This window comes from Arenibacter sp. 6A1 (assembly GCF_012272855.1).
In the GTDB taxonomy this organism is placed as follows: domain Bacteria; phylum Bacteroidota; class Bacteroidia; order Flavobacteriales; family Flavobacteriaceae; genus Arenibacter.
In genome coordinates this window covers 41,748-67,514 of the sequence record NZ_JAAXCQ010000009.1, presented here as the reverse complement: position 1 = coordinate 67,514, position 25,767 = coordinate 41,748, and the positions used below count along the sequence as shown (strand labels likewise).

The 25,767-nt window shown below is 38.5% G+C and carries 11 protein-coding genes and 2 tRNA genes; 3 read left to right on the top strand and 10 right to left on the bottom strand.

The genetic code is table 11. The features are described from left to right. Window positions 1-19: 19 nt before the first annotated feature. The 6 genes from HCG49_RS10115 to HCG49_RS10090 form a co-directional block, all read right to left on the bottom strand. Entirely contained in the window at window positions 20-1,582 is a 1,563-nt protein-coding gene (locus HCG49_RS10115) for a sulfatase (RefSeq protein ID WP_240938673.1), read from the bottom strand. A 120-nt stretch (window positions 1,583-1,702) separates the two neighbouring features. Next, on the bottom strand, window positions 1,703-3,610 hold the full coding sequence (locus tag HCG49_RS10110; protein WP_168469413.1) for a RagB/SusD family nutrient uptake outer membrane protein: 1,908 nt from the start codon (window positions 3,608-3,610) through the stop codon (window positions 1,703-1,705). Window positions 3,611-3,630: 20 nt separating this feature from the next. Beyond that, a complete protein-coding gene (locus HCG49_RS10105) occupies window positions 3,631-6,846 on the bottom strand; it encodes a SusC/RagA family TonB-linked outer membrane protein (RefSeq protein WP_168469412.1) in 3,216 nt (1,071 codons plus the stop codon). 63 nt (window positions 6,847-6,909) lie between these two features. Further along, a complete protein-coding gene (locus HCG49_RS10100; protein ID WP_168469411.1) occupies window positions 6,910-9,582 on the bottom strand; it encodes a BACON domain-containing protein in 2,673 nt (890 codons plus the stop codon). 999 nt (window positions 9,583-10,581) lie between these two features. Then, the gene (locus HCG49_RS10095) at window positions 10,582-12,321 is read right to left on the bottom strand and encodes a RagB/SusD family nutrient uptake outer membrane protein (RefSeq protein ID WP_168469410.1); all 1,740 of its coding nucleotides are present in this window, start codon (window positions 12,319-12,321) and stop codon (window positions 10,582-10,584) included. A 12-nt stretch (window positions 12,322-12,333) separates the two neighbouring features. Further along, on the bottom strand, window positions 12,334-15,447 hold the full coding sequence (locus HCG49_RS10090; protein WP_168469409.1) for a SusC/RagA family TonB-linked outer membrane protein: 3,114 nt from the start codon (window positions 15,445-15,447) through the stop codon (window positions 12,334-12,336). Between the two features lie 287 nt (window positions 15,448-15,734). Here HCG49_RS10090 and HCG49_RS10085 point away from each other — a divergent pair, with 287 nt between their 5' ends. Then, entirely contained in the window at window positions 15,735-18,725 is a 2,991-nt protein-coding gene (locus HCG49_RS10085; protein ID WP_168469408.1) for a two-component regulator propeller domain-containing protein, read from the top strand. Between the two features lie 169 nt (window positions 18,726-18,894). On the opposite strand, the gene metE is transcribed toward HCG49_RS10085, so the two are convergent. Further along, a complete protein-coding gene (gene metE, locus HCG49_RS10080) occupies window positions 18,895-21,216 on the bottom strand; it encodes a 5-methyltetrahydropteroyltriglutamate--homocysteine S-methyltransferase (RefSeq protein ID WP_205764382.1) in 2,322 nt (773 codons plus the stop codon). A gap of 156 nt (window positions 21,217-21,372) precedes the next feature. Here metE and HCG49_RS10075 point away from each other — a divergent pair, with 156 nt between their 5' ends. Continuing rightward, window positions 21,373-21,834, top strand: a complete 462-nt coding sequence (locus HCG49_RS10075) for an Lrp/AsnC family transcriptional regulator (RefSeq protein ID WP_168469406.1) — start codon at window positions 21,373-21,375, stop codon at window positions 21,832-21,834. Window positions 21,835-21,906: 72 nt separating this feature from the next. Here the strand turns inward: HCG49_RS10075 and HCG49_RS10070 are convergent. Both HCG49_RS10070 and HCG49_RS10065 read right to left on the bottom strand, forming a co-directional pair. Continuing rightward, window positions 21,907-21,982, bottom strand: a tRNA-His gene (locus HCG49_RS10070). A gap of 522 nt (window positions 21,983-22,504) precedes the next feature. After that, window positions 22,505-22,580, bottom strand: a tRNA-His gene (locus HCG49_RS10065). A 341-nt stretch (window positions 22,581-22,921) separates the two neighbouring features. On the opposite strand from HCG49_RS10065, the gene HCG49_RS10060 reads away from it, so the two are divergent. After that, entirely contained in the window at window positions 22,922-24,916 is a 1,995-nt protein-coding gene (locus HCG49_RS10060) for a tetratricopeptide repeat-containing sensor histidine kinase (RefSeq protein WP_168469405.1), read from the top strand. Here the strand turns inward: HCG49_RS10060 and bshB1 are convergent. Continuing rightward, on the bottom strand, window positions 24,913-25,635 hold the full coding sequence (bshB1, locus tag HCG49_RS10055) for a bacillithiol biosynthesis deacetylase BshB1 (protein ID WP_168469404.1): 723 nt from the start codon (window positions 25,633-25,635) through the stop codon (window positions 24,913-24,915). The two genes, HCG49_RS10060 and bshB1, sit on opposite strands and share 4 nt — an antisense overlap. Window positions 25,636-25,767 lie beyond the last annotated feature (132 nt).

The following is a 25,767-nucleotide window of genomic DNA, read 5'->3' as shown; positions in this document are numbered from 1 at the left end:
GATATGCTGATTTTTTAAATTAGTCCTTATATAATTGTATATAATGGTTGTCCAAAGCTTCGGAATCTTTATATTTCTCTCGGACCTCTTTTAGTTTTTGTTTCATTTTTATTACAATTGGGGCGTACTTAGGGTCGTTAAAAACGTTATTGAGCTCTTGAGGGTCTTTATTTCGATCGTACAATTCCCATTCGTTTACATCATGATAAAAATGGATGATCTTGTATTCTTTGGTAGCGATTCCATAATGTCTTTTCACTGCATGTTCGGAAGGATATTCGTAATAATGGTAATACACCGCATCCCTATCCCATTGTTCTTTTTTTCCCGTTAAAAGAGGCACTAAACTCTTCCCTTGCATGTCTTTAGGCGCAGTAACTCCGGCCATTTCTAAAAAAGTTTGGGCAAAGTCCAAGTTTTGAACCATTTCGTCTTCCGAAGTCCCAGGAGTAATTTTATGAGGCCATTTTATTAAAAGTGGGGTTTTAAAAGACTCGTCGTACATAAAACGCTTGTCGAACCATCCATGCTCCCCTAAATAAAATCCTTGATCAGAAGTATAGATAATCACGGTGTTGTCCGACAGTTTATGATCATCTAAATAAGTCATCAACCGCCCTACATTTTCATCAACCGAAGCTATAGTACCCAAATAATCCTGAAGATAGCGTTGGTACTTCCACTCCATCAGCTGCTTATCATCCATGGTCGGGTAACGTTTCTCAAAGTCCTCGTTAATCGCTCCGTAAACGCTATCCCAACTACTTCGCTGTTCGGGGGTCATTCGGTTAACTTCTGAACGTGCACCGCCTTTAACCTTTAATCGCTTTAAAACATCTTCTTCTATCTTATTATCATACGATAAAAGCATGTGATTTAAAATATTCATTTCTGCGGTTTTGGCAGCCACCCTACCCTCATAATCATCAAAAAGGGTTGCAGGTAAGGGAAATGTCTTTTTTGTAAATTCTTTATAGTGTTTTTCGTCCGGATACCAGGCACGGTGCGGTGCTTTGTGTAAATACATCAACAAAAAAGGTTTCTCCGGAACCCTGCGATGCTCTAGCCAATCCAAGGCAAGGTCGGTGGTAATATCCGTAACATACCCATTAATAATGGTATCGCCTTTTTGAGTGATAAATTTAGGATTGTAATAACTGCCCTGACCTGGTAATATTTTAAATTCATCAAAACCCTTTGGATTGTTTCCAAAATGAAGTTTTCCAAACATCGCTGTTTGGTATCCTGCTTTCTGCAACAATTGAGGAAAGGTAACATTGGTAGTATCGAATTTACTTAAGTTATCAATTTTCCCATTTAAGTGACTGTGCTTCCCAGTAAGGATTACCGCCCTAGAAGGGGCGCAAATAGAATTAGTGACACTGGCATTGGTAAAGAGCATTCCCTCCTTAGCAATCCGATCGATGTTCGGAGTTTGGATCAACTTATCACTATAAGCACTAATGGCCTGATAGGCATGATCATCGGACATCATAAAAATTATATTTGGTCTAGTCTTTTCTACTTGCTTTTGAGAGCAAGAAGCAATTAATAAACCGAGAACCACAACAACGTATTTCATATAAACTAACATTAAAAAATAAACTCCCCGACGGGTAAAAAACCGTCGGGAAATTTTAATCAACTAACTAACAACTAACTTTATTATTTTATATTAAGGCCTTAATTGCCTTCTTTTAGTTTATTCTGCCGGTACAGCGGCCGTTTTAGACCAACCTGGATTTTGATATAACACCCCGTCATCAGCTGTTGAATTCGTTAGGGTAAATTGATCTAAAGGAATTGCGCTTAGATAATGAGTTTGGGGAAAGGTATACCCGTTGTACGCCCTATTAGAAGATGATTTTCTAAATGGTTGCAAATAGGTGGATCCTCCATTTTCCGACGAATAGGAAACGTTATCACCTTCTCTAAGTTCCTCTCCATATTTTTCATAATATTCTGCCCACAGATTAAATCCTTCCACGATATAATTCTCCATGGTATCAAAAGCGCGCCAACGGTACATATCTGCTAAGCGCATGCCTTCGGCAATAAACTCATTACGTCTTTCTCGCCTTATATTGTACAAGGTAGGAGACACAAATTCCCCTGCCGAATAGACCGCTAAATCCCGTTCTTTAGTAAGGTCGGTATTGGCAATTGTTTTCTGAATGTCATTATCCACTTCTGCCCTATCCCTAAGTTTTTGCCAATATCCTAAGGCAACAGCATCGATACTACCGTTGCGTTCATAAGAAGCCTCTATATAATTTAAATAAGCTTCTGCAACTCTAAAAATAGGATTTTCGGTAGTCCCTGAGGACGAAGACACGGCTTCGGCCGGATTTGTACTCATCCATTTCTCCAGTTGGTATCCCGATGTTACAGCTTGCCATCCAGAGCCTCCAATAAGGTCTGGGTAGCTAAAAAATTCTTTAGAGTCATCGGGATTTTCCTTGCGTACATCATTTTCTGAAAGTAAGGACTCCTGTAATCTTATATCCCTGTCCATAACCACATTAGAGAGCAAGTTATCTCCTTGATAATTAGAAGCATCCGCATAAATAGGCAAGCCGTTTTTCATAAGAAAAGATTCTACCAATGATCTTGTATATCCTACTCCAGCCCCTGTTCTCTGTAGAAAGTGGGTAGCTCCATGCCCTAGAACAGACTGTATGCCATAGCTTTTATACAATAATACTTCTTCATTGTTTCCAAGGTTATTGGAAACGAACATTTCCTTATAATCGTTACTTAAGTTATAGGTATCCGCGACAATTTTCGAATATTGCATCGCCTTATCCAGAAAAAAATCGACTTCGTCTTGCAGGCTTCCCGCTTTAAAGGAAAAATTGGGATGCATATTGGTTCCTGGCCAATTAGGGCCACCTGGAACCCTAGGAGTACCCTGATGGTATTTCAACCAGGTACCTTCGAACAATGCTACTCGAGACGCCAATAGTTGTGCCGTTGATTTGCTGATCCTATTTTTAGATCGTCCATCTTGAAGTAAAGAAATAGCCTTTTCCAAATCGTCTAAAATAAATCGAGCCACTTCATTTCTAGGACTTCTCCTACTTGCTTCAATTAGGATTTCACTATCATCGGGCAGGACCTCTGTGATAATTGGAAAATCGCCATAAGCCTGTAATTTATTAAAGTAGAACCAAGCTCTAAAGAAATAATTTTCACCGCTATAGTGCTGAACGTCGCTATGATTTTCATCTAAACTACCTGAAGCTATACGGTCCTCCACGGTTTTTATAAAGTAATTACTCTCCCTGATATCGGAAAACCTCCAGTCTCCCACACCCCATCCGGAGGTTGCTGGCACCAATTTATATCCCTTTAATAGATTATCCTCATCCCAAGGTCCAATAAGATCGTCGCTATTTCTGTCTTTGGTATATAAGGATCGTGGGCCAATATCGCTATTGGCAGAAAAACTGTTGTAAAATTTATTTACAAAGAGTTCTAAATCCGCAGGCTGGTTAAAATATGATTCCTCCGAAAGAAAATCCAAGGGTTCACGTTCCAAATAATCTTGGCATCCTACAGCTAAAAAGCAAAAGGATATTAGGATGGAATAATACACTGTTTTTTTCATTTCTCTTGATTTTAATTCCATTAAAAAGTTATTGACAAGCCAGTAGAATAAGTGGCCGACATTGGATATGTTTTTCCGCTACCGTTGATTAAATCTTGAATCCCTTCAGGATCGAACATTTTTAACTTAGTATAAGTAGCCAAATTTTCACCAGACACATAAATTCGCATCGTCGATATTCCTATTTTTTCCAGCATTTTATGTGGAAAATTAAATCCTAGCTGTACGTTTTTCAGTCTTAGGTATGATGCATCTTGTAAAAAATGGGTCTGTGGTTTATAATTTTTATCTCCTATATACGGTCTTGGGTAATAAGCATCAAAGTTCGGCCCCAATTCCGCGCCATAGGCTCTGAAGTAATCTAAATGGGCTGAATAGGGTGATATTTGCCATTGGTTGATTCCTGGATAAAAAGCACCTCCGGAAAGCAGTACATCGCGCTTTCCTACACCTTGCACAAATACACTAAAATCTACCGATTTATAATTCATCCCTACGTTTAATCCATAGTTATATCTAGGGGTACTGTTTCCTATAACCACCATATCTCCGCTATCTCCCAGCTGTTGTGCTCCCGAATCTATAACTCCATCGCCGTTAAGGTCTTTGTATTTTATATCTCCACCTGCCCAATCGGCTCCAAAACTTGGTCTATTGCCTGGTAGCCAGTCGATCATTTCTTGATCTGACCGCGCGATACCTGCAGAGGTATACCCCCAGATTTCCCCTAGGGTTTTCCCTTCATAATACTGGTCCACACCATTTACGAATAATATTTTTTCGGGATTGCTGTATTGGGTCACTTCACTTACTACATCACTCAAAACCAAACTGGTGTTGTATGAAAAATCTTCCCCAAGACGATCTCTCCATCCAATTTCCAACTCCCATCCTCTAGAAACTAGCGCGGCATTGTTGGTTTTAGGAACCGTAGCACCAAATGTTCCTGGTTTCAAGGGGGCTGGACCGATCATATCAATAGTTTTCCGCTCAAAAATATCGGCTGTTGCCGTTAGGCGGTTATCAAAAAGCCCCATATTAAAGCCGTAGTTAAAACTTCTAATTTTTTCCCAAGTAATAGAAGTACTATAGGGTGCCGGCATTCCCAGCTCTGACGGTACGTCGCCGTTCACTATCCAACTACCGTTGTCGATACCCATATTTTGAAAATAGGGATAAAAACTATTGGTGTTTTGGTTTCCTAAAACGCCCCAAGACCCCCTTAGCTTAAAACTATTAATGGCCGGGATCAATCCTTTCCAAAAATCTTCCCTACCAATATTCCATCCTCCTGATACCGATGGAAAAAAGCCCCACCGTTGGTCCTTCGGGAATCTAGAAGCACCATCGGCTCTAAAGTTCAACTCTAATAAGTAACGTTGTCGATAGTCATAATTTATACGTGAAAACACTCCTACATTACTCCATTCCCCTTTAGATTCGAACATATATTTCTCACCGTTCTGAGAAATAAAAGGACGCTCATCAGAATCGATATTATCCGTACCTAATTCAGACCGTTGCACAGTATACAGTTCATTTTGAACCCCTAAGAGAAACTTAAAGTTATGATCCCCAAAAGATTTCTCGTAATCGGAATACAAATTCATGGCCATATAGTTCACCTGTCCTGAACCACGTTGATAGTAATTTTGGCCTGGAGCGGTGATTGCAGTGATTCCCCATGGTTTAATTTCTATTCTAGGCACATAACCAGAAAACACTGGAATAAACTCACTGTTTTGATTAGGCTGAATCACCGATATTTTCGCAATATGTTTGGTATTGTGGGTGTTTTCTATTCTTGCATTCAATTCCCCGTAAATTTTCCAATCTTTGATAGGTTCATATACCAATTGCAATTTATTATAGAGATAATCTGTTTGTTCTTCCAAACGTCCACCATTTTTAAGCTGCTCCACCATAGAATTTTCCATATAATCTCCATAAGGCGTCAACAATGGTGATGTGGGCACTGCTCTTGATAAATTATGGTAAAAACGAGAATCCTGGGCCGTTGGCGAATCGTGCATTTTCCTTAAAAAACGTGTATTAAGGCTCAAATCGATTTTATCATTCAGTTCGGCATTTATTTTAGTACTAAAAGAAAAGCGATTAAATTTTTCGTCCGAATAGTAAAATATACCTTCTTGTCCCAAATAATTACCCGAAGCATAATAGGTTACTTTTTCTCCACCACCACTTACACTAATATTGTGCTCTTGGCCTAGGCTCATATCTTTTATATGCACATCGTACCAGTCCGTATCGCCATATGCAGCTCTATTCATTTCCCATTGGGTGCCACTAGAGTTCGGCTCTGTACCAAAAGCTAAATCTCCGTTTTTATAATCTTTTATACGTTGAATTCTAGAAGAATTATAAATAGGATTTCCTCCGGTATTAACATACAGATCGTTTAATAAATACGCATATTCCAAAGCGTCCATTCTTTCAGGAATATTAACGGGCTTGGAAAAACGATAATTATTGGAATAGGTTACTGAGGTTTTACCACCCTTACCTCTTTTGGTTGTAACCAAAACAACCCCAAAAGGCGCTCTAGAACCATATATGGAGGCAGCTGCCGCATCTTTCAAAACCGATATATTTTCGATATCGTTTGGGTTTACTGAGCCAAGATTACCTTCGATACCATCGATAAGTACCAAGGGACTTCCCGAAGACCCTTCCCCTATGGTTCCTACTCCCCTAATATTAATATTTAAGGCGCCATCAAGCTCTCCTCCCGAATCGGTACCTATATTCAATCCGGATATTGCTCCTTGTAATGCTTGGTCTACTCTGGTGACAGGCCTAGACTCTAGAACTTCAGAACCTACTTGACTAACGGCACCGGTAAGATTTTCTTTCTTTTTAGTACCAAAGCCTACAACAACCACCTCCTCGAGCATGTTCTCGGACTCTTTTAGCACAACATTTTGTGTTATTATACCTTCTCCGGTAATAACAACTCGTTTTGTTTCAAAAGAAACATAACTATACTCCAGAACATTGTTTTTTGTAGCTGTAAATGTAATTTCATAATTCCCGTCAAAATCACAACTTGTTCCAATTGCGGATCCTTTTAATAGTATTGAAGCACCAGGGAGTGGAAGTCCAGACTGGTCTGTGACCACCCCAGTAACCGTTATTGTTTTATCTTGTGCCTGACCAAAAAACCCCAGAAGCATAAAGGCCATTGTGGTTAATAAGACTAACTTTATTCTAAACATAATCGTTTTAAATTTTAGAGAAGGGAAAGTTTTTTTTTAAACCTTTCCCTATTAGAATATCTATTAATAGAATTTTCCGTCGTGCCCAGTTTGAGACGATTGGTCAAAATTACCATTGGCATAAACTCGTACCCAATCGAGTTCCATAAAGGCTTCTTCGCCTGCGGCCATGTTAGGCATCACTCCTGTCCAACCACCAATTCCGGGTGTAATAATCATCATCATCCCAGCTGGATTGTCCCAGGGCCAGTCATTGTTTCCACCTTCTCCTTTTATATGCTCAAAAAACTGATGTCCGTTTATCCCTCCGATGATTCTATCTTCCAATATTTCTACCCAGTAGATATTCCAACGGGTTTCATCTGGCAGTTTTACATGAGCAGTTTCCGCATTCCCTGTAGTCGCCGAAAAATTCTTACTGTGTAGGGAAAAATGCGATTCCTTAGCAAACGGAGCTTCCATAAGATCTATCTCCCCACAGTCTGGCCAAGGTATTGCCTGTCCATCATAATTACTTTGTCCCATAAACCAAACCGCTTCATTAAAGCCAGTATGCCCTGAGTGCCTGTACCGTACTTCTACCCTCATATTGGTAGTGAATTTTACAAACTTGGCACCCCCTTGATGGTGTCTCTTACTATACACCGGAGCAGTTTCATATTCCGCAGGATCCCCATGTTGATTTACCGTAGGGGATGCCAATTTTCTGGTTTTGATCTTAAAGGTCCCGTTCTCAAAAACCTTCATATCCTCATTATATTTGGCATTCTTAATCCCTAGTTTTGTATTAAAATTCCAAAAACCTATTGCATTACTAGTAAATTCATGGGCGCTCCAAAAATTCCACCCATCTACAGAAGGATGTGGAACTCCCTTATCCAACCCAATTTCTGCCGCAGTTTTAGTAGGATCTGCATAGACGCTACTTTCATCATTTTGAGGGTGTAAGCCTTGGTCTACGGTAACAATAGTATTAACACTAGCATCATCGGCCTTTTGGATTTCTATGGTTCCCGCAACGGAATTAAGAGTAGCATTTTCCTGAGAATTCACTTTTATTAAAACCGGACTTTGAGTAGCCACTCCTGAAGCATTTTCTGTAATTACAAAGCGTGAATCTTTAGAAACCACTTGCCAATCTACATTGGAAGATGATAATTCTATCGTAAAAATCTGATTTCTACCATCTATGTTGATGTTTTCTTCACGTACTACAATAGCAGAAGGAGTTGTTCCTTTCTGATTTATTGAAAGTTTATTGTCAAAGGAATCGTAGGGTGCTTTTCCGGTAAAAGCAAGATCTATTTTTCGAGCTTCTTCACTACTATTTTCGGGGTAAGTAATACTTATCAACTGAGCTTTATCTGAGGCCGATCCTGATTTAGGTTCAATAATCACCCCACTCAATGTTGAACTTGCGTTCCAGGCAACATTACTATTCAACGCAACATTAAAGCTTCCTGTTCCTGACTTTACTTCAGTTACTTCACTAGAAGAACTGATAACGGGTACAAATGCTTTTTGAGACACCTTGACCCATACCTCCGAATTTGGCAAATCGTCTTTAGAGACAAATAGGATAGAATCTTTTCTTATTTCTGTAGCGGTATTTTTGGCAACTGTAATTTTAACTTCAGCATCGCCGATCTCCCCGGTAGCCGGGGCAACCGACAACCAGGTAGCTGTTGCAGTTTTTGAGGTCTTCCATGGCTTTTTAGCACTAAGACTAAGGTTCAGCACGGTTCCATCTACAGTTACATCTTTAAAGCTAGTTGGTGTAATACTTATTACATCTGTTAAACTAGAAGTTCCTTTTTGAACGATCTCCAATTTTCTAGAAACCGTGTCATTTGGTGCTTTCCCTGTAAATAATAGAGCTATTATCCTTGCATCCTTTTGATTGTTTTCTGGATAAGTGACGGTCGTTTCTTTAGTCCCCTCCCCTGTATTAGGATCAAAAACAACTCCTTCTATATTACTGTTGGCTTCCCAAGAAATATTACTTTCCACATTCACCTTAAAAGTACCGCCTTCAACCGCAACATTAGCGGCTTCCGTACTCGCTACTAAAACCCTTTTTCCTTCTGCTTGGATAACACTTAACCAAATCTTAGAGGTAGTTCCGGCTTCGGTAGTTGTAAACATAATTGAGTCTTTGCGGCTTACCGGTTGTTCATTGGCTGCTACAACCATCTCTATTTCCGAGATACCCTTGCTTCCTTTATCTGTATTTAAACTTATCCAAGAAGCCGTCTCTGATTTTTCAGAATTCCATTCTTTGTCAGATTCTACAGTAAAGCTCAATGTTGCTCCTACGGCTGAAACTTCTTCAAAGGTTGTTTTGGACAAAAGTAAATCAGTTCCTTTTTGACTCACCTTAAGACTATCTTTTAAAGAATAAGCATTAAAAAATAACCATGCCGACCGTTCTCCAACGCCAATATTTTTGGTGCTACTAATTTTTACCGTATTATCTCCTGTTCCCTTATTTGGAGTCACAGATAACCAAGAAGAATTTTCTCCTTTTTTAACCTCCCAATAAGAATTGGTTTTAATGGCAACTTTTAAGGAATCTTCCTGAATGCCTAATAATTCATTCTCCGAAGAAAACAAGGCTGAAATTTCAAAAAAGGGCTCTCTTGAAATTTCAGCCGATCCATCATCATTATTACAGGCCCAGAAGAAAGCTCCAATAAAGCTTATTCCAAAGCAAAACTTGAATAATTGTTTTTTCATTTTTAAATGGTTTAATTGGTTATTATATTAAGATGGAGCTTCGATTAAAGAAGTCCCTTTTGTTTTTTAAAGCACAATTAATCTTCATAGAGCCTATGGTGTCTCATCTAACTCCATTAAATTGAATCTAGAAGTTCAGATGATTTAAATCCATCATGAGTATTAACGCTAAACTTATTTAACAGGGGCAATCTAAAACTTATACTGCTTTTTCCATATAATTTCCAGGAAACATTTAGGTTACATAACACATACATAAAGGTTACACAAACCCCTCGAAAAAGAACCCTCCATACTGGTTTTCAGTATTTTACATACATCATAAAAAACATACTCACAGTTCAATTACTCCACCATAAGGGTTACTTATAGAGCATACATCTTAGTCGTTTCATTTAGTTACAAAAACCGCTTAGTCTATAACTTGTCCAATCACCTAAGAATTATTACACTATACTGTTCCAAAAATGTCGTTATCAATCCACAACCCCCAATAGAACCCACCCAACTTTGAGCACCTAAACCACATCTAGTTCATTTAGCTACTCCAAACCATATAAATATTTAAAGTTCTACCTGCAATCAAAACCCTATTATCCCGTACAACCCCAACACCTTTAGAGTTGCATAAGGAGCAAAAACTTAAAATTCAGACAATTATACAACCATTTACAAAGAAGAGAGGCTGAGGTTGTACGGAAAGAAAAGCAGCTTCAGAGAGACACTACCACGGTTACGGGTACAAGCTTTTCAACGCGGTTCTTGTAACTTACAATAACATTATAACGCTTAGGCATAGAGAGGCATAAACCCGCCGTTAACACACGCATTACAATCTTCATTTTATCAAGAAAACTACATTATTAACACTATTAGATAAAAAAAATCCTGCCCAGCCATGATAGACTGAACAGGATTTTTAAAACTAAAAAAATAAACTAACTAATAATTTGAAATCTCATGTTTTTATATTTCATAAAAATGAGTTTCACTTTATTATTATTCCCAACCTGGGTTTTGCGTAACAGCACCATTTGTCAATACGATTTGCTCGGATGGAATAGCCGACAAATAGTCTCTGCTAGGATTAAACCCAAATCCGGCAGGTACAGCATTGATGTATGGATCCATGTAACCTTCGTCATTAACAAGGATAGAATTTCCTATTAAATCTTGAAATTCAGCTTCCATATCACTACCGATAATTTTGAATCCTTGATGTCTTTTACCAATGATAAGATGATCGGCTTTCCAACGCATAAGGTCATCAAAACGCTTGCCTTCCAATGCTAATTCCACTCTGCGCTCTCTTCTTATCTCATTAATAAGATCGCTTACACCAGGAAAAGCTTTGTTTGGATCTGCCACTGGGGCAATTGTAAGTGAAGGCATTCCAACACGGGCTCTCAATAAATTAATAGATTTATCTAAATCTCCCTGTGTCAAAGTCCCTAACTCAGCTTTAGCCTCGGCATAATTCAAAAGAACCTCTGCGTAACGGTAAATGATAGCGCCAATAAAACTGTTGTATCTTTGTTCCTCATCAGTACTACCACCTTTATAAATCTGATATCCAGTAGTAGAAACTACTTCGTTATTTTCTCTAAATGTTGGGTATTCGAAGAATATATCATCATTACCAGCTCTTTCGGTAATAAGATCTCCAGGAGTACAAATCGTCTGGGCCAATCGTGGATCTCTATTCACTACAATATCCGAAAGGCTGCTTTCCTGACTTGGATTATATAATGGACTTACACCAATAGGCTGTCCGTCAATACTCAAATAAGAATCTACTAAGGATTTTGTTACCCCAGTACCTGCACCATTTTGAGGAATATAATGACCAACTTTATGTTCTACCCCTTCATTAACGTCATACTTTTTCCAAAACATAACTTCTGAAATATTAGAATAATCCACCTTCGTGAACAAATCCCAATAAGTATTATCCTCACCGTTGTTGTAAAGGGCATAATTCCCTTCATTTATCAAAGTTTCGGCGGCATCTGCAGCCAATTGTAAAAACTTGGCACTTTCGTTCACAGGAGCTGCAAATGCAGACCCTTCGTGGTATTTTTCCCAAGTACCTTCGTAAAGCGCTACATTCGATTTTAAAGCCAATGCCATTCCTCTATGTACTCTAAAGGCTTCGGTAGATGCTTTTGGTTGTAGCATAGCTATTGCTCTATCCAAGTCTTCTATAATTTTTGTCGCCAATTCATTTCTTGGCATTCTAGCCGACATCAATTCTGGAGAATCGGTATTTAGGACTTTATCGATATACGGTACACCACCAAATCTTTGCAATAATTCAAAGTAAAACATTGCTCTAAAAAAGTAAGCCTCCCCATTATAAGCCTCTATTAGATCAGTAGGACCTTCTGCAGTGGCACTATTTTCCAAGTAATAGTTTACATTCCTAATATTACTGTAATTTCCATTCCAGTTACCATCGGAAGTTGGCGCAGTGGTATTACTACCAACAAACCTTGTATTGATACTAACATCGGCCAAGTTATCACTGTTGTTATCAAATTCGAATATTCCGCCATTCCAGCCGCTATGGACAGGGAATGTGGTATAGAATTGATTCAAGAACAAGGCAAGGTCATTGGGAGTTTTCCAATATTGTTCCGGAGAAATTTCATCTTCAGGAAGTTTGTTCAGCATATCATCACTACAAGAGATAGCAAAGACCCCTAGTAACAAAAATGCAATGTATTTTATTTTTTTCATGTTGTTTATAATTTAAAATTGTACGTTCAATCCCATTGAGTATGATTTTTGTAGCGGATAGATTTTTCCGTTACCCCAATACCCTCCGGTTGCTTCAGGATCAAAAATTCCAGATATATCAGAGATAGTAACCAAGTTCTCTCCAGTCACAAACAATCTAAGCTTTTTTAACCCCAAAGACTCAAGCACATTAGATTGGAAATTATATCCTAAGCTTATATTTTTTAAACGTATATAAGCAGCGTCCTGTAAATATCTAGTTTGAGTCTGCTGGTTTCTCCAAGTTGATCTAAATGTAGGTCTTGGGAAAAATCCATTTGGATTCTCTTCTGACCAATAATTTAAATGTTCTTTCATTCCTGCAGATTGCCAAAGGTTACCCACTGCTCCAAAAGTATATGCGCCACCGGCCCATACTTCTCTTTTAGCAACTCCTTGCCAAAGCATGGCAAAATCGAACCCTTTATAATCCAATCCAGCATTAAATCCAAAAGAATATCTAGGAGTTGAGTTTCCTATAACCTTTCTATCTCCAGGGTTGTCTGAAGTAGAATCTCCATAATCTACTTTTCCATCTCCGTTTTGATCCTTGTATTGTACATCTCCAGGATACCATACACCTCCATATATTGGAGTTTGATCGGCACCATTATCTATTTCTGCCTGGTTCTGGTATAAACCTACGGTTTCGAAGCCCCAGATTTCTCCTAATTTCTGACCAGCTCTGTAAGTGTTCAATAAATTGTTAGGGTTAGAATACTCAGTTACGGTTGTAACCGCATCGGAAAGTACTAGTCCTACATTATACCCTAGATCTCCAACCATATCTTTCCATGACACGTTGAAATCAAAACCTTTGGTCTCTAAATTAGCATTGTTCGACTGTGGAGCATTGGTACCTAACACTGCTGGTAGGCGTTCTGCCGGACCAAACATATTTTTTGTTGTTCTGATAAAATATTCGAACGAGAACTGCAAACGATTGTTAAGAGCAGCTATATCCAAACCATAGTTGTCTGTAGACACTGTTTCCCATGTAATATCTGGACTAATAATACCAGGAGTCAAAGTATAATTAGGTCTCCCGTTGTTACCCAACCACCATAAGTTGGTTCTAATAGGCATACGGCCTACATATAGATAATTAGGTACGTTTTGGTTTCCAATACCACCTGTTGAATAACGCAGCTTAAACATTTCGATCTGATCTATTGTCCAAAAATTTTCCTTGGCAATATTATAACCTGCCGAAACCGAAGGGAAGAAGTCCCAACGACTATCTGCTGCAAAACGCGAAGAAGCGTCATAACGGCCGTTTACTTCAAAAAGATACTTTTCCTTGTAGTTATAAGTAAACCTACCGAAATACCCTTGTGTAGCGAATGACCCAGCAGAATCATTAACGTTGTCCTCACCTACTCCAGTAGAAATAGAAGGAACACCGTCGGTGATAAGATCATTTTTCGCACCCCACAAACTGGTATAATTAGTCTCTTCTTGCTGGTATCCAACTAAACCTGCAAAGTTATGTGCTTCGTTAACCGACTTTTCATAAGAAACTACCAAGTTAGGCGACAAATACGTTCGCTCACTAGCATATCTAGAGAAACTGTTGTTGCTTCTTACAAATCTCTCCACCCCATCAGGCTCTATAACCGATACCTTGGCATTGTGATTCCCATAGTTGAAGTTATTGGTCCGATACAGTAGACTAGGCTTAATTTTTAAGTCCTTAATAGGCTCTATGACAAAATTCACCGACCCATCTAAACTTTGGTCTGTTTCTTTGTAACGTCCTCCCTGCAAAAGGAATGGAATTTCGGAACCATCACTATAAGTACCATTCGGCATAACCACACCGTTCACTGGCCATCTTCTGGCTATGTTGTGTAGATAAAGACCTCTGTCGTAGCTAGGACGGTCAGTCTCGGCACGAGACAACCTCAAATTGGCCTCAAAAGTAAGCCAATCGTTCATTTTGCTAGAAACTTTAGAATTAAAAGTATAACGCTTATAAGAATCATCACCATAATTCATAATACCTGGAGCATCTAAAATAGATCCGGATACATTATAATTCACTCCTTTTTGTTTTCCAGAAAAACTAAGGTTATGCTGCTGGCGCATTACAACACTTTTGTACATTTCTTTGAACCAATTCGTATTAGCATTAGAGCCAGTATATTGTTGCCAACGAGTACCATCCGAATTTGGAACGGTTACCGGAGTGTTCACAGGATCTGCCAAGTAAGCTTTTATACGCTCCATAACCTCATCCGAGAATACAGCTCCACTACCACCATTGGTAGCCGCAAGATTAAAATAGTTGGCAAATTCTAAAGAGTTCATCATATCTGGCGTATTCAACGGGGAAGAATAGATAAAATTATTAGAATACGTTAACTTATTACCGTCCAAGGCTTCACCGCTTTTTGTTTTCACGATAATCACCCCAAAAGCAGCGCGCGATCCGTAAATAGCAGAAGAAGCAGCATCTTTAAGAACAGAAACGGTTTCAATATCATTTGGATTAATATTATTTAAGTCCGATGGGTTGTCTAATGGAATATCATCAACAATTACCAATGGAGAACCGGTACCCTGAAGGTTCCCAACACCACGAATACTCATATTCATATTGGCACCAGGCTCACCACCAGAATTCCCTACTGTTAACAATAATCCAGGAGCTGCACCTTGCAAAGCTTGCATTACGTTGTTTACAGGGCGACTTTCTATTTGCTCAGCAGCAATAGTACTAACAGACCCAGTAAGGTTTTCTTTTTTCTGGCTTCCATAACCAATAAGAACAACTTCTCCTAGCTCCTGAGCTTGCGGCTCTAGACTAATATTTATTTGGGTGCGGCCATTTACATTCACAGAAGTATTAGCGTATCCCAAATAACTTACTTCTAAAGTAGCATTACTAGGAACCTTAAATTCAAAATCACCATCAAAATCGGTGACTACCCCTTTGGCAGTTCCTTTTTCAACAACACTGGCACCAGGTATGGGATCCCCAGTTTCCGCATCCATGACTTTACCGCTTACGGTAATAGTCGGCTGCTGAGCACTCAGATGCAGTTGCATCATAAATAAACAGCAAAAAATCACAATTCTTTTCATAAAAAATGGTTTAGGTTAATTTACTATTTGTTGGCTGTAATAAAATTTATTCCACAGCCTTCAAATTTTAACGAAAATTAACATAATGCCTTAAATATTAATAATGCTCAGGGTATAAATCTAGGTTACACAAGACTACATTTAGGTTACATCTTGTTTTATTAAACTTCATAAGATGGTTACATTAGTTATTAAAAGATATTATTTAAATACTTACAAAACACAACAATAATAGCATTAGTAGCCATTTTATACTATATTAGCTAGCATTAATTTTAAGTTAACAAATGACCAATTCTAAGTTACCAACCACCACCCTTATATTGTTTTTTTTGAGCTTTTTATCCTTCTCCCAAAATAGGATTTTACAGTTTCAAAATATAGCCTACGAAAATGGCGTCACAGATTACCGCATTAACAACATCCTCCAGGACAAGGATGGCTATTTATGGTTTGGCACAAGACTAGGTATCTACCGATACAATGGACAAACAACAAAGACCTACCATTTGTTAAAAGAACATTTTGAGACAAACGATATTTTCCAAGATTCCCATGGTAGGATATGGGCTGCTACAACAGGGGGTCTCTATATTTTTAATTCAGAAAAAGACGACTTTGAAATCTGGCAATCCAACAACACCAACATCAACAAAGCTTTGGCCTCAAATGTTTTAAGTGTCACAGAAGTAAACAACAAGCTCTGGTGCAGTTCAGTCTCTGGAACCATTATCTCCTTGTCCTATGAAAACAACAAAGCCCAGATTGAGCACCTATTAACTTCGGGGAACGAAACCAACAATAACGGTTTTGCCACTGATATTATTCAAGATAAGGGTGGTACTATTTGGATAAGCACCAGCTGGGGAAGGATTATAAAATATAAAGATTCGAAATTCTCCCCAACAAAATTTAACCAAACCAAAAACAATTCACCAATTACAACTATTGCCATGGACCAAGACAACAACCTATGGATCGCCACCAATGGTAATGGCTTATTTAAGTATAATGTCCATAATGATGCGACCAGACATTACACCGCTTCAGAAAACATAAATTCAAAAAGCATTACCAACAATATTATACTATCCTTGTGTGTAGACAAAGACAACAATCTTTGGGCAGGGACCGATGGTGGCGGCTTAAATTTATACCTTTCGGAAACCGATGGTTTTACATCTTTTCAACAAAATAACTATAGCCGCTTGCCTATTTCCGACAACTCCGTACTTTCTATTCACCAAGGGAATGACAATATAATATGGATTGGGACGGTACATGGTGGTGTCAATTTTTTCAAAAACAACAGTACCATTCTCAATATACCTCCTTCCGAGGTGCATTTTAACCAAAAGGACACGCAAGGTTCTCAGGTTTTAGAGGCCTCTAATGGCGACATTTGGTTTACAGCTGGAAGGAATGGCTTGCGAAGATACCGTCCAAAAACAGGAGAAGTTTTTGTTTTCATTGATAATCCAAAGGACGATAGTGATTTAAGCGGCAACAATGTTTTGTCTCTTTTTGAAGACGGCCAAAACCGGATTTGGATTGGCACCCTAGTTGGTGGACTAAATGTTTATGACACAAGGCAAGAAAAGTTTTTACAGGCCGAGCAACGTTACAATAGTAAAGCGATTTTCGGAATCGAAAAAGATGACCATGACAATATTTGGGTAGGTAGCAACGCAGGGATTAAAATATACAATACCAATTTACAAGTCTTAAAAACTCGTTCCGTAACCACGGAGCCAAATTTAAACTCCGATGTCATTACTTGTCTTTATAAAGATGTCAAAGGTGATATGTGGGTGGGCACCTCCTTAGGGCTAAATGTATTTACTAAAAACGGCCTGAAAAAATATAACTCTATTAAGAATGATGCTACTACCCTTAGTGGAAACAGAATCCTTTCCATTGCCGAAGACGAGGACCTTTCCTTACTTATAGGCACCTATGGTTTTGGTTTAAATCGATATCGTAGAAATACCGACAGTTTTGAAAGAATTGGAAAAAATCAGGGGTTGAATGCTACCATTATTAGCGGCCTTTTTTTAGATGATGATAAAAATATTTGGTGCAGTACCAACTTAGGGCTAAGTAAAATAAAACCAGATAATTCCATAGAAAATTATGGGTTTATGGATGGCATACAAGCCTTCCAAGGGGGGAGTGCTACCATTAATAAGGAAGGCACTATTTTTATGGGAGGCCCCCACGGGCTGTCCTATTTTAAAGCTTCAGATTTAAAACCGGACAACAGCGTTGTACCAAAGGTATTTTTTACTTCCATATCGGTATTGAGCAAAAACGGACCTCAAGAAATTTCCTTTGGTACCAAGCCACAAGAACAGTTGATTATAAGGCCCGAGGACCAGCTTTTTTCGGTAAACTTTTCCAGCTCTAACTATTGGAGCCCAAAAAAGAACATATATAGGTATAAACTAGAAGGACTCAACAAAGACTGGCAAACAATTGGGAATCAACAAGTATTAACATTTTCTAATTTAAAACCCGGAGAATACACCTTAAAAGTCAGTGCTGCTAAAAATATGACTAGTGACCACGGATCCATTTCCGCGATCAATATCACCGTTCTTCCTTCTTTTTGGCAAAAAACATGGGTAAAAATTCTATGCATATTAAGCATCCTTGGCTTGGTGTTGTTATTTTTAAAATGGAGAATTTCTTCTATTTCAAAACAACGACAAAAATTACAGGAATTGGTCACTACAAAAACCGAGGAAGTAAAAAAACAACAAGACCAAGTGTACCAGAGCCGTATTGCCTTGTTAAACGCCGAAAAGGAAAACCAAAAATTAAGTCAAAAAAAGTTACGAAACGAACTGAATTTTAAAACCGAGGAGCTCACTAATTACACGTTGCGCACCATCCATAAAAACCATTTGCTCACCGAAATAAAGGACAATCTTATAGTAGAAACTAAGGAAGATGTTCCAAAAAAGAAAAACCTAAAAAAGATCGTCAATTTAATTGACGATAGTTTGATGCTGGACACAGATTGGGAAAACTTCTATAACTTGTTCAATCAGATCCACACCACCTTTATTAAGAATCTAAAAAGCTACTGCCCCAAACTCAGCGATCGCGAGGTTAGGCTATGCGCACTGATCAAATTAAATTTCAATTCCCAGCATATCGCTACCCTTTTCGGTATTTCTCTAAGCTCCGTAAAAGTGGCACGCCATAGACTTCGAAAAAAACTAAACATATCTGAAAATCAGAGTTTTGAAGACTTTTTTGAAAATTTAAATTGATAGCTTAGACTTTTTGCGATGGCGTTGAACAAAAACCTATTTTGGAAACCCAAAATAAAAACCAAAGAAATAGAAAGCGGCATTACCATAGAATAAGTCGTTTTACACAGAAGCATAAGTACTGTAAAAATCCCCCGACTATGAAATCGGGGGATTTACAGCTAGGTTCTTAAGCTGTAGCAACAAGAGCTTCTTTTCTTAATTTTTTGGCCACTTTTACCAAATTAATCAAAGCCGATTTTGTTTCGGGCCAATCCCTGGTCTTTAAACCGCAATCTGGGTTCACCCAAATATTTTCCTTAGGCAATAAGCTAGCAGCCTTGTTTATCAGAATTTCCATCTCCTCTTCATTAGGAACTCTGGCCGAGTGTATGTCATAAACTCCCGGTCCTATTTCATTAGGGTATTTAAAATTCACAAAAGCATCGAGCAGTTCCATTTCTGAGCGCGAGGTTTCTATAGTAATAACATCGGCATCCAAGGCGGCGATACTATCAATAATATCGTTAAACTCAGAATAGCACATATGGGTATGAATCTGGGTTTTGTCGGCTACGCCACTGGCTGAAATACGGAAGCTCTCCACAGCCCAATCCAAGTACGCTTTCCAATACTCCTTTCTCAAAGGCAAGCCTTCTCTTATAGCAGGCTCGTCTATTTGTATAACCTTTATCCCGGCGCTTTCCAAGTCTACTACTTCGTCCCTTATAGCCAAGGCTATTTGCTTACATGTAAGTGAACGAGGCTGATCGTTGCGGACAAAGGACCATTGCAAAATAGTCACTGGACCAGTCAGCATTCCCTTTACAGGAATTGGGGTCAAGGATTGCGCATACGAAGTCCATTTTACGGTCATAGGATTATCCCTAAAGACATCCCCATAAATAATCGGAGGCTTTACACAGCGACTTCCATAGCTCTGCACCCATCCATTACTTGAAAACGCAAAACCATGAAGTTTTTCGCCGAAATATTCTACCATATCATTTCGTTCAAATTCCCCGTGAACCAGGACATCTAACCCTATTTCTTCCTGAAAACGAATGGTTTCTTCAGTTTCTTTTTTAAGCAGCTCGTCGTAAGTACCCTGGCTTATGGCTCCCTTTTTATATTGCGCCCGCCATTTTCTTACCTCATTGGTCTGCGGAAAAGAACCTATAGTCGTCGTAGGAAACAGCGGCAACTGCAATTCCATTTGCTGTGCTACCCTACGGTCGGAAAAAGCAGCATTCCTGGAACTATCCTCAAGGGCAAGCTTGTTTACCCTTTCTTGGGTAGGGAGGTGATGCATGGTAGTTGAAGATTTTCTGCTTAAAAACACCCGTTGGTTTAAGTCTAACTTTTTTCCAATTTCTTCCGTATAGGATCCTGATGCCAAAACTTTTAAATCTACCAACTCTGCCAGTTTCTGTTTGGCAAATGCCATCCATTGCTTTACTTCCGAGGGTAAATTATCTTCCTTATTTTCAAGCTCTAGATCGTAAGGAGAATGTAATAAAGAACAGGAAGATCCTACCCACAGTTTATCCGTACCAAGGTTTTGTGCCGCCTTCTTTATAAGTTTCAAAGAGGCCTCATAATTGTTCTTCCAGATATTCCTTCCATCAACCACTCCCAAGGACAATATTTGCTTCCTTGTAAAACCAGGTGAATCCAAGATATCGTCTAATTGCAAGGGACACCTAATTAAATCTAAATGCAAGGCATGCACCGGAAGTTGTAATGCTGTCTCCAAGTTTTCGCCATAACAATCAAAATAATTTGTTAAGATTATTTTTAGCTTGGGAAATCTTTCTTCTAATTGGGCATATAAACGTACAATAGCCTTTCTTTCCCTATCCCCCAAATCTAGTGCCAAGCAAGGCTCATCTACCTGAATGTATTCTGCCCCAGCCAAGGCTAATTGCTCTAACAATTCAAAAAACACTGGCAGCAATTTATCTAACAACTCGATCCTGTGAAACCCTTCTTCTTTTTCCTTTCCTAGGTAAAGATAGGTAACAGGAGAAATAAGGACCGGTTTAGTTGTGATTCCCAAAGCCAAGGCCTGTTTAAACTCATCTACTGCCTTTACGGACAATAACTCAAAGGACTGATCTTTGGTAAACTCCGGTACGATATAATGATAATTAGTATCGAACCATTTTGTCATTTCCATGGCGGTGATATCAAAGCCATCTTTTTGGATCCCTCTTGCCATCGCAAAATATAGCTCTAAATCTGTTTTACTGCTTTTTACCCCATGAAATCGAGAGGGAACACAGCCAAAAGTCAAGCTAGCATCGAGTACTTGATCATAAAAGGAAAAATCATTGGAGGGAATCAGATCTATCCCGGCACTTTGTTGCAATAGCCAATTCTCTTTACGAAGATCATCCCCTACTTGTATTAATTCATTTGCGGTGATTTGGTCTTTCCAATATTTTTCGGAAGCTTTTTTTAGTTCTCTATTGCCACCAATTCTTGGAAAACCTAAAAGGTTTGTTTTCATCATTACAGTATTATATTTTCTCCTGCAAATCTTGTATTTTAATAGGCAATATCCTTATAATTGTATTTTTTTAGAGTATTCAACTATATATGAACTATATTATAGTTGTTTGTTCTTTTTAAGGAAGTAACAGAACACGAAACAGAATAATATTCCATGTCAGAATTAGACAAGATAGACCTCCAGATTTTAAAATTATTACAACATAATTCAAACCTCACTACCAAAGAGCTGTCCAATAAGGTAAACCTATCTACTACCCCAGTTTTTGAACGGGTAAAGCGTTTGGAAAAAAACGGTTACATAAAAAAATATGTAGCCATTTTGGATGCTGAAAAACTAGACAAAGGCCTCACGGTTTTTTGCAACATTACCTTAAAACAACACACCAAAGAAATAGGAAATAAGTTTGTTAGGGACATAGCCGCCATAAAAGAGGTTACGGAATGCTACAATATTTCTGGCGATTACGATTTTTTATTAAAGGTGATGGTCAAGGATATGAAACATTACCAAGATTTTGTTCTAAACAGCTTGGGATCGGTAAAAAATATCGGCAGTGCCCACAGCACTTTTGTAATGGGAGACATTAAGAACACCTACGCCGTACCCATTTAGATCATTAAGAGCAGCAAGCTAAAAATAAGCCACAAAAAAAGCCTTGTCTAAAAGACAAGGCTTTGCATTTTTGGGTGGAAGACCGGGTTCGAACCGGCGACCTCTGGAACCACAATCCAGCGCTCTAACCAGCTGAGCTACAACCACCATTTGTAAGCGGTTGCAAAGTTAACACTTTTTATTATATATACCAATACCTATGGGGATTATTAGAGTAAAAAATCAATGTTTTTTTGGCGACTTCCTAGGAGGAGTTTATATTTCCTATAAGGAGTTTTAGAAATAAATTTCTAATGTTTTTAAAACCATATTCTTACGATTCAATATACACCTTACTAGCCTACCCGGGAACAAACCCAATAATTGTTATACATTGGAAAAAAAATTGTCAAGTACGGCAAAATATCAATAATTAGGGGTGATTTTTTCAATATTCCGCGTTAGGGAGCGCGGCGGCATCCCCGTAGCGGAGCGAGGGATATAGCCAAGAGCCCGCCCGACACAGGAGGGAACGCCCTAATTATTTTTGATATAGCCTTAAGGATTTTAATAAAAAATGGTTAGTATTACAAATTCCCAAAACATATTGACCAGATCCCGGATTCCTCATAATTCGTTAAAAATGAGGCACAAAAAAAGCCCTGTCTAAAAGACAAGGCTTTGCATTTCTGGGTGGAAGACCGGGTTCGAACCGGCGACCTCTGGAACCACAATCCAGCGCTCTAACCAGCTGAGCTACAACCACCATTTGTAAGCGGTGGCAAAGATAGTTCTTTTACTTAATCTTCCAAGAAATAATCGATTTTTTTTTAAAAAAAAATACCCACCACTTCCCATAAATTTTTCCGGGAATATTTTCCATAATAACTCAATTTTATCGACAAAATGCATACTTTTACTGTTTAAACCCCAAAAAAAAGGGTTTACACAACAAAATCTCGAGCTGTATTCTTACAATTCTATATCTTTAAGCGATTAATCTATTTATGAAATGTATACGCTAACTAGAATCTGTCTTCCCCTAAGACCGAGATTCATAAAATACTATTTCTTCCTATTATGCATATGCTGTCTTTCCCAAGAGAGCATGGCACAAACCCCAATTCAGAACAACACCAAAAATAAGGTTTTGGCCCTTGAGGCTTCGAAAAATTTTTCTGCAATAGATACCACTTATATTAATTTGCTTAATACGCTTGCACAGGAGAATTATTTTAAAAATAATGACAGCCTTTACTTATTAAGCAAAAAGGCCTTAACGCTGAGTAAAAAAGCCAACTACGAGTATGGTAACAGTAAATCCTTGTTGGGGATAGGACAATATTACGCTAGTAAAGGTCAATTGTTAACTGCCATATCGAACTTTGAAGAAGCTCTTTCGACTATTGAGGGTTTCCACTTTCCCTTGTTAAAATTCCGGATCCTAAACGAACTTGCCTCAACACAAAATCACCAAGGAAACCTTGCGAAAGCTCTGGAAACCCTAATGATTGCCTTGGATTTTGCTATAGAAGAAGATCAAAAATACTGGATGTCGATTGCCATGGACAATATCGGTTCTCTGTATTCATCCCTCAAAGATTACGACCAAGGGATAGAATACTATAAAAATTCACTACAGGTACAAGAATCGTTAGGAAACGAGTTGATCTCCGCAGAAACCCAAAGCAATTTAGCAGCTGCCCTCGTCAAAGCAGGAAGATTAGAGGAAGCCCTTACCTATGTAGACCGCAGTATTGAAACCTTTAAAAATACTTATAAAATAGGATGGTTATCCTTTTGCTATGAAACAAAGGGAGAAATTTACCTCGCAAAAAAATTATTTAACTCCGCCTTGTATTGGTTTAAAAAAGGAGCGCAATTACATGATCGTTTTGAAGATAAAAAAGATCAGATTTCTATTTTTAACGGAATGGCCAAATCTTATTTAGGTCTCTATGACACAAAATCAGCAGAGCAATATGCCACCCAAGCTTTGACAATATCTAAACAAATTAATTTTATGGAAGGGATACGGCAAAGTTCAAAACTGCTGTATCAACTAAACAAATTGGAACAAAACTTCGAAGCTTCCTTATATTTCCACGAACAATATATGCAACTTTCAGATTCTATTTCTAGGGAAGAGAACCAAAAGGCATTAAGCATATTTAAAACGCAAAAATCATTTCAGCAGCAAAGAGAGGCTTTAATTAAAGAAAACGAAAAAGCCCTTGCCCAACAGCGCTTATACATTTATATAGCCTTGGCCTTTTTGTTCATTATGGTAGTGGTTTCCTTTTTAATTGCTAGAGGTAAAAAAATACAGAAAAATTTAATAGAGGAATTAAACAAGCAAAAAAAGAATTTAGAACTACGAAAAGAAGAGCTTCAATCTGCCAACGACACCAAGAACAAACTGTTTTCTATAATTGCCCATGACCTACGCGGTCCTATGGGGGCACTCGATGGACTCTTAGCGCTTTTTATGAGCGGAGATTTGAAGAATTCTGAATTTAAGGCATTGCTGCCAAAACTAAAAGCCGACGTTAATAACCTTTCTTTTACCCTTAACAACTTACTCAGTTGGGGGAAGACGCAATTAAACGGTACCACTACTACCAGAACCAACACCAATTTACATCGATTAGTGAATGACAATATTGTCTTACTACACAAACTTTCGGATTCAAAATCCATTACAATCGAAAATACACTTCCCAAAAAGACCATGCTTTGGTCAGATAAAGATCAATTAGATATTGTGATTAGGAATCTGTTGAGCAACGCTATTAAATTCACCCCTAACAACGGAAAAATCACGGTAGGCGCCAAAGACATAAATGGGTTTTTAGAGGTATTTATCAGGGATTCTGGCGTAGGCATGACCAAGGACATTCAGAAAAAAATACTATTAAAAGATTCGCATTTTACTACCTATGGTACTAACCATGAAAAGGGCACCGGCCTAGGATTGTCCCTGTGCAAGGAGATGCTTGCTAGAAACGGGGGCTCCCTCCAAATACAAAGCAAGCCAGGGGAAGGTTCTACTTTTTATTTCACCATCCCCAAAGGCAAGAAAGCATTGAAAAAGACAGCCTAAATAAGGCTGTCCAAACTTTTTACGGCCACATATCTTTCGGCAGTAAACCCTTCGCCATATTCGACACCGATAAGCCTTCCTAAATCACGAGCCCTATAGTTGACGCTATCCGTAAAATTCCTACTACTGATAGGTGTTTCTGGTTCTTTGCTATTTGGGTCAAAAAACTGTGATGAATACGCCATAATAGCCTTTTCTTTTACACTTATAAAATCGGATACCTCCACAACAAAATCAGGTTCCAAATTCTTCCATTGAATATAGTGGTATACCTGTTTGGGACGCCATGGCTCTTGCCACTGCTCTTCGCCATATAATTTGGTATCTATTTTCTTTAAACCGCTTAAAAAACAAGCATCACTGACCAGTTTACTGCCTTTGGCATGGTCTATATGGCGGTCGTCCACGGCATTGCACAAAACGATTTCCGGCCGATATTTCCTGATCATTTCAATAACTTTTAGCTGATGCTGGGCATCATTCACAAAAAAGCCATCGGCAAATTCCAAATTTTCTCGGACCACTACCCCTAAAATTTCAGCTGCTTTTGCCGCTTCACGATCTCTAATTTCGGCAGATCCACGAGTTCCCAACTCGCCTCTGGTCAAATCGATGATCCCTACTTTTTTCCCGCTGGCCACTTCTTTTGCTATGGTAGCCCCTGCTCCCAATTCTGCATCGTCGGGGTGGGCGCCAAATACCAATATATCTAATTTCACAAGTTTACATTTAATAAAGGGTTACATCAATACTATAATTAAGAGCAGCTGTAACCAAGACCATCCTAATTATTTGATAAAACTTTTTCCGTCTTTTTGGATCCAGGCAAAGATATTGCTTAAAAAGAGTAA